The organism is Azospirillum palustre (assembly GCF_002573965.1).
Lineage (GTDB): Bacteria > Pseudomonadota > Alphaproteobacteria > Azospirillales > Azospirillaceae > Azospirillum > Azospirillum palustre.
On sequence record NZ_PDKW01000043.1, the window covers coordinates 590,734 to 604,252 of the forward strand.

At 69.1% G+C, this 13,519-nt stretch carries 17 protein-coding genes; 1 reads left to right on the top strand and 16 read right to left on the bottom strand.

Annotated features, from left to right (window positions below):
- Positions 1-5: 5 nt before the first annotated feature.
- The 6 genes from CRT60_RS36520 to CRT60_RS25125 form a co-directional block, all read right to left on the bottom strand.
- Positions 6-230 (bottom strand): hypothetical protein, encoded by a 225-nt coding sequence (locus tag CRT60_RS36520; protein WP_143273383.1) that lies wholly within the window; start codon positions 228-230, stop codon positions 6-8.
- Complete coding sequence (locus tag CRT60_RS25105) at positions 227-2,467, bottom strand: 3'-5' exonuclease (protein WP_244592744.1); 2,241 nt, start codon at positions 2,465-2,467, stop codon at positions 227-229. Before CRT60_RS25105 ends, CRT60_RS36520 begins: the two co-directional genes overlap by 4 nt.
- The gene (locus tag CRT60_RS25110) at positions 2,464-2,862 is read right to left on the bottom strand and encodes a response regulator transcription factor (protein WP_098739272.1); all 399 of its coding nucleotides are present in this window, start codon (positions 2,860-2,862) and stop codon (positions 2,464-2,466) included. The genes CRT60_RS25105 and CRT60_RS25110 overlap by 4 nt, the downstream gene beginning before the upstream one ends.
- Before the next feature lie 267 nt (positions 2,863-3,129).
- On the bottom strand, positions 3,130-4,245 hold the full coding sequence (locus CRT60_RS25115) for an SPOR domain-containing protein (protein ID WP_244592745.1): 1,116 nt from the start codon (positions 4,243-4,245) through the stop codon (positions 3,130-3,132).
- Positions 4,246-4,427: 182 nt separating this feature from the next.
- Positions 4,428-4,748, bottom strand: coding sequence for a twin-arginine translocase TatA/TatE family subunit (locus CRT60_RS25120; protein WP_098739274.1), 321 nt, complete (start codon positions 4,746-4,748; stop codon positions 4,428-4,430).
- A gap of 119 nt (positions 4,749-4,867) precedes the next feature.
- Complete coding sequence (locus CRT60_RS25125) at positions 4,868-5,434, bottom strand: septation protein A (RefSeq protein WP_098739275.1); 567 nt, start codon at positions 5,432-5,434, stop codon at positions 4,868-4,870.
- Between the two features lie 220 nt (positions 5,435-5,654).
- Between CRT60_RS25125 and CRT60_RS25130 the strand changes: the two genes are divergently transcribed.
- Positions 5,655-6,299 carry a DUF4337 domain-containing protein gene (locus CRT60_RS25130; RefSeq protein WP_098739276.1) on the top strand — a complete coding sequence of 215 codons (645 nt, stop codon included), beginning with the start codon at positions 5,655-5,657 and terminating at the stop codon, positions 6,297-6,299.
- Positions 6,300-6,405: 106 nt separating this feature from the next.
- On the opposite strand, the gene CRT60_RS25135 is transcribed toward CRT60_RS25130, so the two are convergent.
- The 10 genes from CRT60_RS25135 to CRT60_RS25180 form a co-directional block, all read right to left on the bottom strand.
- Positions 6,406-7,461 carry a lipid A deacylase LpxR family protein gene (locus CRT60_RS25135; RefSeq protein ID WP_098739277.1) on the bottom strand — a complete coding sequence of 352 codons (1,056 nt, stop codon included), beginning with the start codon at positions 7,459-7,461 and terminating at the stop codon, positions 6,406-6,408.
- Between the two features lie 117 nt (positions 7,462-7,578).
- Positions 7,579-8,466, bottom strand: coding sequence for an SIR2 family protein (locus CRT60_RS25140; RefSeq protein ID WP_098739278.1), 888 nt, complete (start codon positions 8,464-8,466; stop codon positions 7,579-7,581).
- 23 nt (positions 8,467-8,489) lie between these two features.
- The gene (locus CRT60_RS25145; protein ID WP_098739279.1) at positions 8,490-9,713 is read right to left on the bottom strand and encodes a DegT/DnrJ/EryC1/StrS family aminotransferase; all 1,224 of its coding nucleotides are present in this window, start codon (positions 9,711-9,713) and stop codon (positions 8,490-8,492) included.
- Positions 9,714-9,998 (bottom strand): hypothetical protein, encoded by a 285-nt coding sequence (locus tag CRT60_RS25150; RefSeq protein ID WP_098739280.1) that lies wholly within the window; start codon positions 9,996-9,998, stop codon positions 9,714-9,716.
- 5 nt (positions 9,999-10,003) lie between these two features.
- Positions 10,004-10,213 (bottom strand): putative nitrogen fixation protein NifT, encoded by a 210-nt coding sequence (gene nifT / locus CRT60_RS25155; RefSeq protein ID WP_098739281.1) that lies wholly within the window; start codon positions 10,211-10,213, stop codon positions 10,004-10,006.
- A gap of 36 nt (positions 10,214-10,249) precedes the next feature.
- Entirely contained in the window at positions 10,250-11,401 is a 1,152-nt protein-coding gene (locus tag CRT60_RS25160) for a cysteine desulfurase family protein (protein WP_167421811.1), read from the bottom strand.
- A gap of 14 nt (positions 11,402-11,415) precedes the next feature.
- Positions 11,416-11,721, bottom strand: coding sequence for a nitrogen fixation protein NifZ (locus CRT60_RS25165; protein ID WP_098739283.1), 306 nt, complete (start codon positions 11,719-11,721; stop codon positions 11,416-11,418).
- A gap of 58 nt (positions 11,722-11,779) precedes the next feature.
- Positions 11,780-12,106 carry a nitrogen fixation protein NifZ gene (locus CRT60_RS25170; protein WP_098739284.1) on the bottom strand — a complete coding sequence of 109 codons (327 nt, stop codon included), beginning with the start codon at positions 12,104-12,106 and terminating at the stop codon, positions 11,780-11,782.
- Positions 12,107-12,136: 30 nt separating this feature from the next.
- Complete coding sequence (locus CRT60_RS25175; protein WP_098739285.1) at positions 12,137-12,961, bottom strand: 4Fe4S-binding leucine-rich repeat protein; 825 nt, start codon at positions 12,959-12,961, stop codon at positions 12,137-12,139.
- A complete protein-coding gene (locus CRT60_RS25180; protein WP_098739286.1) occupies positions 12,958-13,485 on the bottom strand; it encodes a hypothetical protein in 528 nt (175 codons plus the stop codon). The genes CRT60_RS25175 and CRT60_RS25180 overlap by 4 nt, the downstream gene beginning before the upstream one ends.
- Positions 13,486-13,519 lie beyond the last annotated feature (34 nt).

Below are 13,519 nucleotides of genomic sequence, written 5' to 3' on the forward strand. Positions count from 1 at the left end.
TCCTCCTAGCGTGCCCGGCCGGCGATTGCCGCCAGCGCGATCACCGCCGCCCAGATGCCGAAGACCCAGACATAGAGCGCCGGCACCCCCAGAATCGACCCCCCCACCCCGAACAGGCCGAGCAGCGGCGGGTTGAAAAGGGCGGCTGCCAGCAGGAACAAGCCGATCATCCGGTCGCGGTATCGGCCGGAGCCCGGCTCATGGCCCGGTGTCGGGTCGGGCGCGCTCAAAAGGCGCGTTCCCGCGCGGCCAGTTCGACCAGGATGTTGGCGCCGCGGATGGCGTCGTCCAGCGTCCGCACCTCGCGTTCGCGCAGCATCTCGATCATCCGCAGGAACACCGCGGCGGTGACCAGGCTATCGCCCAGCGCGGTGTGGCGGTCCACCACCTCGATGCCCAGCCGTTCGGCGATGCCGTCCAGCGTGTGGTCGCCGTCATTGCCCAGCAGCATGCGCGACAGCAGCATGGTGTCGAGAACCGGACAGTCGAAGGCCACCCCCGCCGCCCGTTCCTTCATCTTCAGGAATTTCAGGTCGAAGGCGGCATTGTGCGCCACCAGCACCGCGCCGGAAACGAAGCTGCGGAACTGCGGCAGCACGGCGTCGATGGTCGGCTTGCCCACCACCATCCCGTCTGTGATGCCGTGGAAGGGCACCGATTCCGGCGGGATCGGCCGCTTCGGATCGACCAGAGTGTTGAAGGTCTCGCCGGTGAGGATGCGCCCGCCGACGACGCGGACCGCGGCGATCTGGATGATCTCGTCGCCGGTGCTGGGCGACAGGCCGGTGGTCTCGGTGTCGAACACCACGTAATGCAGCCGGTCCAGCGGTGTGCGGCCAAGCTCGCTGGTCGCCAGCGGCTGGTGCAGCAGCCCGAAATCGAAGAATTCCGGCCGGGCGCCGGCCTTCGGCCGCGGCTGGGCGGTGCGCGGCGACTGAGCCGGCGGCAACGGCACGCGCAACCGGGCGCGGGCGCTATCGGTGGCGCCGTCGGTGGGCAGCGGCTCGCTCCAGGCGGTGCTGCGGTGGTGTTGCAGGACGTCGCCGGCGCTGAGGCCGCCCAGACCGTCGGGCAGGGTCTGGTCCAGCCAGCCATCCAGCGTGGCGCTGGACACCGCCGGCCCTTGCCAGACGAGGTCGAGATAGACCCAGCGGTCGCCGTCCTGCGGGCCGGCCGCCTCCAGATCGAAGGCGGTGGCGCCGGTCAGCGCCTGCACCCGCCCGATCAGATAGGCGAACAGCAGGACGAGGCTGTGGCTGTCGCCATGCACCCATTGCGGCAGGCCGGTCAGCGTCACCGTGGTGGCGGACTCGGCCCCCACCCGGTGGGCGACGAGGGTGATCAGGTTGTTGGAATGGATATCGCTCATCGGCCAGCTGCCGGTGACGACGTTGCGGTAAGCGTTGGTCACCCGCTCCAGTCTTTGCGACAGGCTTGAGCAGGAGTCCAGCATCGCGCTTTCGAAGGCGGCGCGGTCGCCGGGGCCGAGGTCGGGCGCGTCGTACAGCGTCTCGACCGCCGCCCGCAGGTTGGCGATGGGCGCGCGGAACCCTTCCGTCGCCTCGCGCAGCAGGGAGTCGCGCTGGCCCAGTGCCGCCAGTTCGCTGGTGGCGTCGGACAGGGTCAGAACGTAGCCGGTGATGGCTGGACTGGTGTTGACCGATGGTTCGCCCGACGCCGGGTCGGGATCCTGCAGGATGGCGCTCATCCGCCCTTCCAGCAGGATGCGGCCGTCGGTGGTGGCGCCGACGAACTGGGCGGTGGTGCCATGCTCGTGATTGACATGCCGCCCTTCGCGCACCCGCAGGGTCAGCCGCTCCAGCGTGTGGGTCACCGGTTCCGCCACCACGAAATGCAGCAGCGAGCGGCCCAGCCCAAGCTCTCCGGTCAGGTGCAGGATGTCGAGGGCGGTCTGGTTGTAGAGCAGGATTTGGTGCCGGGTGTTGCAGACCAGAACGCCTTCGTGCAGGTCGCGTAGCACGGCGGCGAGCTGCGTCTTCTGCTCCTCCGCCTTGGCGGTGGAGTCGGCGACGGTGCGGGCGATGTCGCGGCGGACCTGGGCCAGCTTGTCCGACAGATCGTTCACCGCGCGGGCGATGGGCAGCAGGTCGCCATAGCGGGCCAGCGGTACCCGGCCGCCGACCGCCCCCTCGGCATTGCCGTGGGCGATCAGCCCGGCCTCGCGGCTCAGGGTTTCCGCGGCGCGCAGCAGATAGCGGTCGACCGCCAGCCACAGCCCCCAGACCGCGGCGGCGCAGGCCGCCGTCATCACCACGGCATAGGTCAGCAGCGGGTCCGACGCGTCCGACCCGCGCACCGCCGCCGCCAGTCCGACCGCCAGCGCCACCAGCGTGATGCCGGCGGCGCGGAAGGCCAGCGGGATCATGCGGCGCGGCAGGCGTGCGGGCGGAGGAACGCCGCCGGTCTTCCTGTCCGGCCGCGGCCCGTCGAGCGCCGGGGCGGTCATGGCGCCGGCTCCACGCTGCCGGTCGCGGTCAGGCCCAGATGGCGGCGGACGGTGGTCAGCAGGTCGCGGGTGGAGAAGGGTTTGGTGATGTAGTCGGTGGCGCCCAGCGCCAGCCCCTTCTGCCGCTCGACGTCGCGGCTGCGCGCCGTCAGCATGATGATCGGCAGGGTCTTCCAGGCCGGGTTGGTCCGCAGGGTCTGGCAGACGTCGAAGCCGTCGCGCTTCGGCATCATCGCGTCGAGCAGGATCAGGTCGGGGGTGAAGGTCTCCACCGAGCGCAGCGCTTCGTCCCCGTCGCGGGCGATGCGCACGTCGAACCCGGCGCGCTGCATGAGAACCTGGAGCGACAGGACGATGCTGGGCTCGTCGTCGACAACCAGGATGGTCGGCTTCATGGCTGGGCGTCCTCCGGTGCGCCGGTCTTGTGCCGGCTTCCCAATTTGCGGCCGGGGCAATGCATTCGTGCCCTGGAATGTCCATGGTACGAGCAAAGAGAAGCGGGGATCAAGCGGCACTCCCGGCTCCCCCGACCAAAGAACGGGGGTGAAGTCCGAAAGAAAAAGCCCGGCCGCGACCAAATGTCGCCGTCGGGCTTTCGTTGGGATGACACGGTGTCGCAGGGGCAAGGACCGGCCGGCGTCCGTCGCCGGCCCGGCCGGGGGTCAGCGCGTCGTCACGACGACGGGGTTGAGCCCCATCTTCGATTTCAACTGCTCGGCCTCCCGCTTCGCGGCGGCCGCATCGGGGTAGCCGCCGACGCGCACCGCGCGCCAGGACCGGTTCGCACTGTCGGTCCAATCCACCGTGTAGGCCTGGAACCCGTTGCCCTGAAGCCGCTGGACCAGCGAATCGGCGTTCCCCGTCACCGAGAAGCTGCCGACCTGAACGGTGTAGCGCCCGGCCGGCGCCTGGGCGGCAGGGGTGGACGGCGCGGCGGCCTTGGCGGCCTGCTTGGGCTCGCCAGTGCCGGAGGATGCGGCGGGCGGGGTGGCGGGGGCCGCCGGCGTGGCGGTGGGCGGACGCTTTGCCGCCTCCTTGGGCGGCGCCAGCATCGCCTGCAACGACCCGGTGTCCGCCGGTCCTTCCTGCCTGGGCGCTTCCGGCTTGGCCGCTTCGGGCTTCGGCGACTCCGGCTTCTGGATCGCGGGGGCGTTTTCCGACGGGGCCGCAGCGCGCGGCTTCGGAGCCGCGGCGGGGGCGGTGGCCGGGACGGACGGCGGCTCCGGCACTTTCAGGACCGGCGGCGGGCTGGCGGGCAAAGCGGCGACCGGCGGCGGCGGAGCGGCGGACGGGGCCGTCGGTGCCGGCGCGGACTGTACCGGAGGAGTCTGCGTCGCGGCGGCCGGCGGCGTGGTTGCCGGGGTCGGCAGGCTTCCGGTCGCGGGCGCCGTGGCGCCGGGTGCCGGGTTGGCGGGCGCGCGGGTGATGGCGGGGGCAGGCACCATCGGCGCCCCGCTGTTGGCGGCCGTCGTCACCGGCGCCGGATCGCCCGAGCCGACATAGACCACGCCGACGGCGATGCCGCCGGCAGCGACCAGGGCCAGCGCGATCTTGCCCAGCGGCAGGCGGCTGCGGGCTGCCGGCTCCTCCTCCTCATACTCCACGTCGTCGTCCTGCGGGTCGGCCCGCAGGTCTTCGTTCAAGGCGCGAAGCAGCTTGGCGATGTCCTCGTTCTCCGGCGGCGGAGTGTCGGAAGGTTTGCCGTTGGCCTTCATCTCGTCCTTGAAAGTCGGTGTCGTCAGGGTGGGAGCCTGCCGGTGCGGTGGCTTGAGCGTCACGGTCGACCTGCGCTTGCCCGTCATGGCGGGCCGGCTGAAAGCAGAAAAAGGGGCCTTCCGCGCGCCGGGGCCGCGGAACACGGACCGGCTGCGGAAAGCCCCTTCTCTTTATCGTATTTTGCCGCCCCTTCAAACCGCCATGCGGTCGCGCCCGGCAGTCGGGCGGCACAAAAGAAGGGACCTCAGCCCTGGTGCGGACGGGTCGGGTCGACCGGCTGGGCGGTGGTCGTGGTGGCGGCGGTCGGCGCCGGCTGAGGAGCAGCCGGCTGTGCCGGGGCGGGGGCCGGAGCCGGGTTGATCGCGGCCGGAGGAGCCTGGGCCGGCGTCTGGGCGGTGGTGGTCGCGGCGGGCGTCTGGGCCTCGTCCTCGTCCTTCAGCCCGGCCTTGAAGGCCTTCACGCCCTTGGCGATGTCGCCCATCACGTTGGGCAGCTTGCCGGCGCCGAACAGGAGAAGCACGATGACCAGAACGATCAACCAGTGCCAGATGCTGAAACTGCCCATCGATCAATACCTCTGAAAAACGGTCGGAACGGATGTCGTCGCGGTCGCCACCAATGTGAGTGCCCCTTCCGCGCCGCACAAGAGGGGCATGGTCGGGAGCCGTGACAAAGGCGGTGCCGTCAGGCTGCCGGGCCGCTTTCCGCCGGCTCCTCCGGCAACTGGTGGCGCATGATCAGCGGTGCCTGGAAGGCGCTGAACAGCAGGGTCAGCGGCATGATGCCGAACACCTTGAAGTTGACCCACATGTCGGTGGCGAAGTTCCGCCACACCACCTCGTTGAGCACGGCCAGCAGCAGGAAGAACCACGCCCAGCGGATGCCCAGCGTGCGCCACCCGTCGTCCGACAGGCTCAGAACCGTGCCCAGCAGGCGCTTCATCACGTTGCGCCGTGTCATGTGGGCGACGAACAGGACGATGGCGAACAGCAGGTTGACCAGGGTCGGCTTTATCTTGATGAACAGGTCGTCCTGAAGCCACAGCGTCAGGCCGCCGAACAGCAGCACGAACCCGGCGCCGACCACCGGCATGATCGGGATGCGCCGTTCCAGCCGCCAGGACACCGCGAGCGCGATGGTGATGGCGACCATGAAGACCGCGGTGCCGGTCATGATGCCGGCCTGCGAGTTGGCAACGAAGAAGGCGGCGAGCGGGCCGGCCTCGATCGCCAGGCGTGCGAACTGGTTCATGGTCCCTGACATAGCCCGAACCGGTCGCCCATGAAAGGGGCGAATGTCGACGCACGAGACATTCGGGAGCGCGCCGCCGCCGATGAAAAGGAAAATATGGCGGTGACATCGCGCAGCCCCCGGCGACGGAACGCGAGCGGGGCTTTTCTCGCGTCGAGTGTTTCGCTAACTCTTTCGTCATCCGCCGAACGGCGGGGGGCCGGACGAAGGGCAGGGGACCATGGAAGCCGCCGAGGTGAAGGACCTGATCGACGAAGCCCACGAGCGGGAACGGGCCAAGCGCCGGCCCGCCGGACATCACCATGCCGAAGAGAATGACGAGGGCGGGCATGGGGTGAAGATGTCCACCGCCATCTACATCTCCGTCCTGGCGGCGGTGCTGGCCATCGTCAGCGTCGCCGGTTCGAATGCCGGCAAGGAGCTGATGGCCAGCGCCATCGAGGCGTCGGACAGCTTCGCCTATTACCAGTCCAAGACCCAGCGCCAGATCAGCCTGCGTCTTGCCGCCGACGAGCTGGAACTGCTGTCTGCCGGCATGCCGGCGGAGGCCCAGGCCAAGGCTTTGCAGCGCTCCACCGAATACCGCCAATCGGCCGACCGGATGGAGGCCGACGACGGCAAGAACAGCCGCAAGGATCTGCTGAACAAGGCCAAGGCGGCGGAGGTCCGGCGCGACCATGCCGCGGCCCAGGACCCCTATTTCGACTTCGCCGAGGGCATGCTGCAGCTCGCCATCGTGCTGGCGTCGGTCTTCGCCATCACCAACCGCGGCTTCATCCTGTGGGCCAGCCGTGCGCTGGCGGCGGCCGGCGTGCTGATGGCGGTGGACGGCTTCACCCTGATCCTGCCTCTGCCTTTCCTCTGACCCCTTAGAGTTTGTCTGATGCTTATTGAAGCACCAGACAGACTCTAAGCTTTTGGTTTTCCGTGTGATTCACGCTTCAAGCGATTCCGCTTGAACCGATCACACTCTAGAACTGGGCCGACAGGCGCAGGGAGCCGTAGTTGGTCAGCGACTTCTGGCCTTGGAACTCCGGCGTCTGCAAGGTCTGGGCGTAGGTCAGGCCATAGCGGCCATAGCGCAGCGTCAGGCCGGCCTGCATGCTGCCGACCAGCGGATGCTTGGCGACCGACCGGCTTTCGCGGAAGCTGTTGCCGTCCAGGAAGATGTTGCGCGCCACCGCCCGGCCCTCGGCGCTGGCATAGACGTACCAGGAAAAACGCCCCGGCCGCTCCGAATAGGGATTGTCCTGGTAGGGGATGCTGGAGGTCGGGCGTGTCACCAGCGCGCCGACCGGCGGCGGCATGTTGCCGCCGAGCCGGACGGTGGCTCCCGTCGCGGCGAAGGTCAGCACATTGCCGATGCTGCCGGCGACATGCGGGCTGAAATCCCATTCCAGCGGGCCGAGGCTGTTGGGTTTCTCGTCGCGCCAGACATGCTCGTAACTCAGCACGACACCCGGTTCGTCGCGCAGCTGGTAGTTCCAGCCTTCCGGATAGGTGGCGCCGTCGACGATCTTGTGGACCGTCTTCTGCGTCTGCTCCGCCAGCGAAGCCGGGCCGACCATGCCGAGATCGAGGTCGATGCGGTCCACCGCCCGCGGCGCCTCGTTCAGCACCGACACGCGGCCATAGAGCCAGCCGGCATAGGGCCGGTCCTTGGGGTTCGGGTTGCGGGCGGTCAGGTCGCTCGGCGTGTAGATGTTCTGGCCGAAGGCGAAGCCGTAGCGCCGCACCCCGCCCGGTTCGATCCAGGGCACGATGTTGGCCAACCAGTCGATGTTGCCGTAGGTCGGCCGCGCCCCGGAGAAATAATAGAACTGGAACCCGTTGGTGTAGTAGCGGTCGGTCCCGCCGCCGAACAGGTCGTTGTCGATCCAGAAGCCGATTGCCGGGCCGGAGGTCGCGGGTTCGTCGCCGGGGGGAGGCGTGGTCTCCTGCGCATTCGCCGCCGATATGGCTGCTGTCGCGGTCAGCAGCAGGGTCGCAAATGCTGCGGCCAAAGTGGGGCCGCTCTTCGTCACCATTCCGGCACGCTCCATCCGTTTCGCGAGATAACGGATTGAGGCGATGTGTGTTGCGATGCGGTGCGGCCTCTTTGGGGGTAGGGGGCCTATGCCTCGGTCGAGGATGCCCCCGCATGCTCACATCCGCGTCCGCAATCCCTCCACCGCGTCCTCCAGCGTCATGTCGATGCGCTTGATCCCGTGCAGCGACAGGAAACGCGCCTCGTTCTTCGACAGCTCGCCGGGGATGACCGCCCAGTGGCTGTCGGAGGAGCGCTTGGCGATCTGGCGGGCGAAGGTGCGCTGGATCTCTTGGTCGAAGCGGCAGCCCAGATACAGGAAATGACGGCCAGCGCGGCGGTCCTGGACAATGGAGGGGATCGGGGTCTGGATGTCGATCTCCGTCAGGATCTCGACATAGTCGCTGTCGGAGATCAGGTAATTGCCGGCCGGCGTCACCGCCCCCGACGGCTTGTAGAGCACGGTGTCCCAGCCAACCGCCGCGTCGGCGGAGGCTTCGGCGCCGTCGGGGGCGTAGTAGCGCACCCATTCGCCGGTTGATTGCGGGTGCGACACCCCCTGGATCTGGCCCCAGCTGCGGTCGGCGGCGGCGCTCAGCAGGCTGTCCAGCACGTTGTCGTACCAGACGTCGACCAGCAGCGGCGGGGCCGGGATCGCGGCCAGCAGCGCATGGACCGGGGTGGCCGGCACCGTCTGCCGGAAGATGTCGTTGAGGATGGTCTCCAGCGTCTTGCGGTGCTTGCGCGTCTCGATGAACTGGGCGACCGCGGTCATGCTGGCGCGGATGCGGCCGGGGGCGGCGACCTTGGCGTTCAGGCGCTGCACCAGCTCCGCCGAGTTGCGCGGGATCGGACACTGGTCGGGCGGCAGCAGGTCGAAGGCGCCGGGGCCGAGATAGGGCACCACCTGCCGTGCCGCCAGCGCCGCGGCGATGTCGGCCAGCGCCGCGGCGGCGTCCTGAACCGTGACGGAGTCGGAATCGGTTGCAAGCGTGGTGACGGTCATGGGTGCCTCTTCCCTTGGGGGCTTCACAGATAGATCGCGGCGCCGGCGCCGGTGTTGACGCTGGCGTCCTTCAGCGTTTCCACGATGAAGGCGACCTGATCGCTGGTGATCTTGCGGTGCAGCGGCAGGGCGAGCACCCGGTCGGCCGTCTTGGTGCAGACCGGGCAGGCCCCGCGCCCGGCCCGCTGTTCGCCCAGGGCCTCGCCCAGCGCTTCGATGTAATATTGCTGGGTGTGCAGCGGCTGGCCGTAGTCGCTGGCGTCGATGTCCTGGGTGTCCAGATCCTCGATGATCGAGCGGCGGCCGGACGCGCTGAAGCGGGTGCCGAGATGGACGCAATAGACCATCGGGTTGACCATTTCGGCCCCCGGCCCGCGATAGGGCGGCTTGATCCCCTCGAAGCTCGCCATCGCCGCGTCGTAATAGGCGATCACCAGATTGCGGCGGGTCAGGATCTCCGGCAGGCGCTTCAACTGCACCAGGGCGAGTGCCGCGTTCAGGTCGCTCATCCCCGCCTGCCAGGGCAGGGTGCGGGTGATGACCACCGTGTTGCGGTGTTCCGTCTCGCGCCGGCGCATGTAGCGCAGGCGGTGGGCGAGGTCGCGGTCGTCGGTGACGATCATGCCGCCCTCGCCGGCCAGCAGGATGCCGGGTTCCGAAAAGTCGAAGACCGCCGCGTCGCCGAAGGTGCCGACCATCTGGCCCTTGTAGGTCGAGCCGATGGCCTCGGTCGAATCCTCCAGCAGGATCAGCCCCTTGGCATCGGCCAGCGCACGCAGCTCCTCCCAATGGGCGGGGTGGCCGTTGACGTTGGCGGCCAGGATCGCCCGGGTCTTCGGCGACACCAGCGCCGCCGCCTTCTCCGGATTGATGGTGTGCTGCCAATAGTCGATGTCGACCAGCACCGGCGTGGCGCCGGACAGCGCCACCGCGTGCTGGACCTGATGCCAGCCGAACGGGCTGCACAGCACCTCGTCCCCCTCGCCGATGCCATAGCCCTTCAGCATCAGCAGCGTCGCCATGGTGCCGCTGGACACCGCCACCGCATGGTCGCGGCCGACATAGGCGGCGAAGGAGTCCTCGAACGCCCGCACCATCCGCCCGTCGCTCAAGGCCCCGGAGGACAGCAGGCGGCCGAGCATCTCGACCTCGGCATCGGAGATGTCCGGATCGGTCAGCGGGATATAATCGTCCAGCCCGTCATCGTCGGAGGCTGCGGGGTCCCATGCTGCGGCGGCTTCGCTCATTCACTCGTCCTCGTCCCGTTGGGCGATCACGACGCCGGTGGCAAGCTCCGGCTTGTCGGTGATGAGCCAGCAGTGGTTGTTGCCGTCCACCAGATGCAGGTCGAAGCCCGCCTCTTCCCGGAAGGGATCCTCCGCCATCACCGCGGCCATGGCGCCGGTGACGGTCTTCAGGTCCGGGTTGGCCTCGCGTACGCTGCGGACCACGGCGTCGAGCGTGCCGCCCCCGGCGAACAGCCGGCCGGCCAGGGTGGCGATGCTGTCGATGCGCTCGGGAGACAGGGCCATGGGCGTCACTCCGTGCCGCGTTTTTTGGCTTCCACGGTGATCGGCAGGCGGGTTTCCGCCGGCATCTCCGGCAGATCGAGCGTCCAGCCGTTGGCGACCTTGACCCAGCCGCCCCACAGGCCCGGCTTCTCCATCTCGACGATGGGTTCCTCCAGGTCCTTCTTGGCGACGTAGATCGTGTACTGCTCGGACGCCTTGCGGATCATCACCTTCATCGCAAATACTCCATCCTATTGTTTTATTTGTGTTTTTTAGGCAGCGACCAGCCGGGCGTGCAGGGCCGGCAATTCCGACAGGACGGCGTCCACCTCCGCCGCCGTGGTGTAGCGGCTCAGCGAGAAGCGCAGGCTGGCGGCGGCCTCTGTGCCGTTCAGCCCCATCGCGGCCAGCACATGGCTCGGCTCGTTGCCGCCGGAGGAGCAGGCCGCCCCCATCGACACGGCAATGCCGGCGCGGTCGAGCCGCATCAGCAGTTCTTCGGCATCCACCGGATGGCCACGCCCGTCGGCGAAACGGATGTTGCTGGTGTTGGGCAGACGGGCGGCACCTGCACCGTTCACCACCGCACCCGGCCAGCGGGCGAGGATGCCCTGTTCCAGCCGGTCGCGCAGGAAGGCGGTCAGGTCGGTCTCGTCCAGCCAAAGCGAGGCCAGCGACGCGGCGGCGCCAAAGCCGACGATGCCCGGCACATTCTCCGTCCCGCCGCGACGGCGGCGCTCCTGATGGCCGTGGATCAGCGCGTGGAAGGGCGCGCCCTTGCGGACATAGAGCGCACCGACGCCCTTCGGCCCGTGCATCTTGTGGGCGGACAGGGTGAGGTAGTCGGCGATGCCGCAATCGACCGGCACCCGGCCCGTCGCCTGCACCGCGTCGCTGTGGAACAGGGCGCCGTGGGCATGGGCGATGGCGGAGGCCCCTTCGACCGGCATCAGGACGCCGGTCTCGTTGTTGGCCCACATCATGGAGACCAGCGCCGTCGCCTCCGTCACCGCGGCGGCGAGATCGACCAGCGAGGGCAGGCCGTCGCGGTTCACCGGCAGGATGGTGACGCGCCAGCCGCGCTGGCGCAGGTCGTCGAACAGGGCCAGCGTCGCCGGATGCTCCACCGCGGTGGTGACGATGTGGTCGCGGCGGTGGTCGGTCTCCTCGATCACGCGCAGCGCGCCGAGGATGGCGGCGTGGGTCGCCTCGGTGGCGCTGCCGGTCATCACCAGATCGGCCGGCCTGGCGCCGATCAGGGCCGCGACCTGCGCCTTGGCCTCGCTGACCGCGCGTCGGGCGGCCATGCCGGCGGAATGCGGGCTGGACGGGTTGGCGAACTCGCCGAACAGGTGCGGCAGCATCGCGTCGCGCACCTCCGCAGCCAGGGCGGTGGTGGCGTTGTTGTCGAGGTAGATCGTCATCGCATCGCTCCCCATCACATCACACCGGGCACGCCGCGCCGCGATCCGTCGGCCGGGACGATCTCCTCCTCCAGGCAACCGACGACGGTGCCGCCGGGGAACTCCACCAGATAGACCGGCAGGCTGCCTTCCTCGGTGCGGCCGACGCGGACGATGGTGCCGGGGGTGCCCCTGGGCGCCAGCAGCGCGCCGTCCGGCACCTGCGGGTGGCTGCCGTCGTTGAACAGATCCTCCTGCACCGTGACCCGCAGGCCCCAGTCGTACAGCGGTTCGCGCGGCGGGATGAAACCGGGCTTGGCGGCGGCTTCGACGTCGGACATCGCGAGGCTCCTTATCGGTGGGGACCAGCTGGTTTGGCCTGGGGCTTCCGGGCTCGGTTCACTGGGGGTCGTTGCAATGGGCGTCGATCACCTGAAGCTCGCGCGCGCGCATGCCGACGACGACCTGTTTCTCAAAAAAATCAACGGCATAGATGTAATACATCTGCAGATAGGTCCCGATGGAGATGACATAGCCGACATCGCCCTCGCGGATCAGGAAGTCGCCGACCGGCCGGCCGGGATAGGTGCCGTCGTTGCGCACGTCGCGCAGGGCCTTGACCTTGAATCCCTGCTCCAGCACCGGCGGACCGACCAGCTCGTTGGCGTCCTCGGCACTGCGGGCGCGTTCGCGGCGGTATGGGGCGGCTGCTTCGGTGTCGGTCATGGCGCGAGTGCTCCGTCCGTTGAGGGGCCGCTAGAGGGGCGGGAGGTCGTTGGCGATTGTGAGCCCGGCGGCGAGACCGGCGGCGCGCTGGCGGGCGATGGCCCGCACCTCCTCCTCCGGGTCGTCGAGCAGGGATCCCAGCTGTCCGGCATCGATCCGCCCGGCGACGGCGAGGCGGACCATCCAGTCGGCATCCTGCAGCAGGATGTGCAGTTTCGACGCCGGCAGCCGCTGTGCCACCACCAGCCGCACCCGCGGGCTGTCGTCCCAGGCGAGGCTGGGCAGCCAGTCCATGGTCAGGCGTCGGGCGACCTCCACCCGCACCTCCGGGTCCTCGTCATGCATCATCGCCGGCAACATGCCGTCCGGGATCCGCCGCACCACCCGCAGCCGGACCGAACAGTCGGGGTCGCGCATCAGCGGGGCGAGGTCGGCGTCCTCCAGCCGGGTGGCGACGGCGATCCGCACCTCGCGATCGGGATCGTCGCGCAGTTTCAGCAGAAGCCGGCGCGGCAGCCGGCGGGCCAGGACGGAGCGCACCGTTTCGTCCGGGTCGTTCATCAGCCGGGGAAGTTGGAAGATCGGGGCGAAGCGCGCGGCATTCGCCCGGACCTCGAAATAGGGATGGTCGAGATGGCCGGCCGACAGATCCGGGTTCCATTCGAAGAAGCGCTGGATGCGTTTGGCGTAGCGGTCCTCGACGCAGGTCTTCAGCGGCAGGCAATGACCGGGCAGCTTGCCGCCGGGCGGCACAATGGCGGTCTCCGGGTCGAGCCGGCGGTCGCGGTGGGTGCAGGCGGTGCAGTCGATCGGTTCGCCGCGCCAGTCCAGGGCTTCGAGGATGTCGTCGCTCATGCGCCGGCCTCCTCAAGCTCGTCCTCATGCTCGCGGCGGTCGGCGACGGCGATCAGGCGGGAGGCGCCGAACCGGTCGTCGGAGTCGAGGTCGCGGACCTTGGCCAGCGCCTCCCGCCCGGCGTCCATCCGGCCGGTGCGCAGCAGCAGATAGCCGATGGCGACCAGGGCGAACAGGAACAGGCGGGGCGCCGGTTCCAGCCCGCGGAAATCGGCGGTGGCCGGTGTGATGCTGCGCCAGTCCGTATGGTTGACGCCGAGTGCCGCCATCGCATGGCCGAGCATGCGCTCGCCATAGACCAGCGCCTGGTCGAGGTTGGCCTTGTAGAAGTGGAACTTGTAATGGCCGAGGTCGACCAGGCGATGGCCGGGGGCGATCTCCGCCGCGCGGGCGAGATGGACGAGCGCCGCCCCGCTGTCGGCATAGCTGGCGGCGGCCAGATGCAGGCAGCGTTCCGCCTCGGGCGGAAGATCCCCGCCATAGTAGCGGCGGGCGAGCCAGTCCTCATCCACCTCGTCCAGCATGGCGCGGTGCTCCTGCTTTCTCAGATCCCCTCTC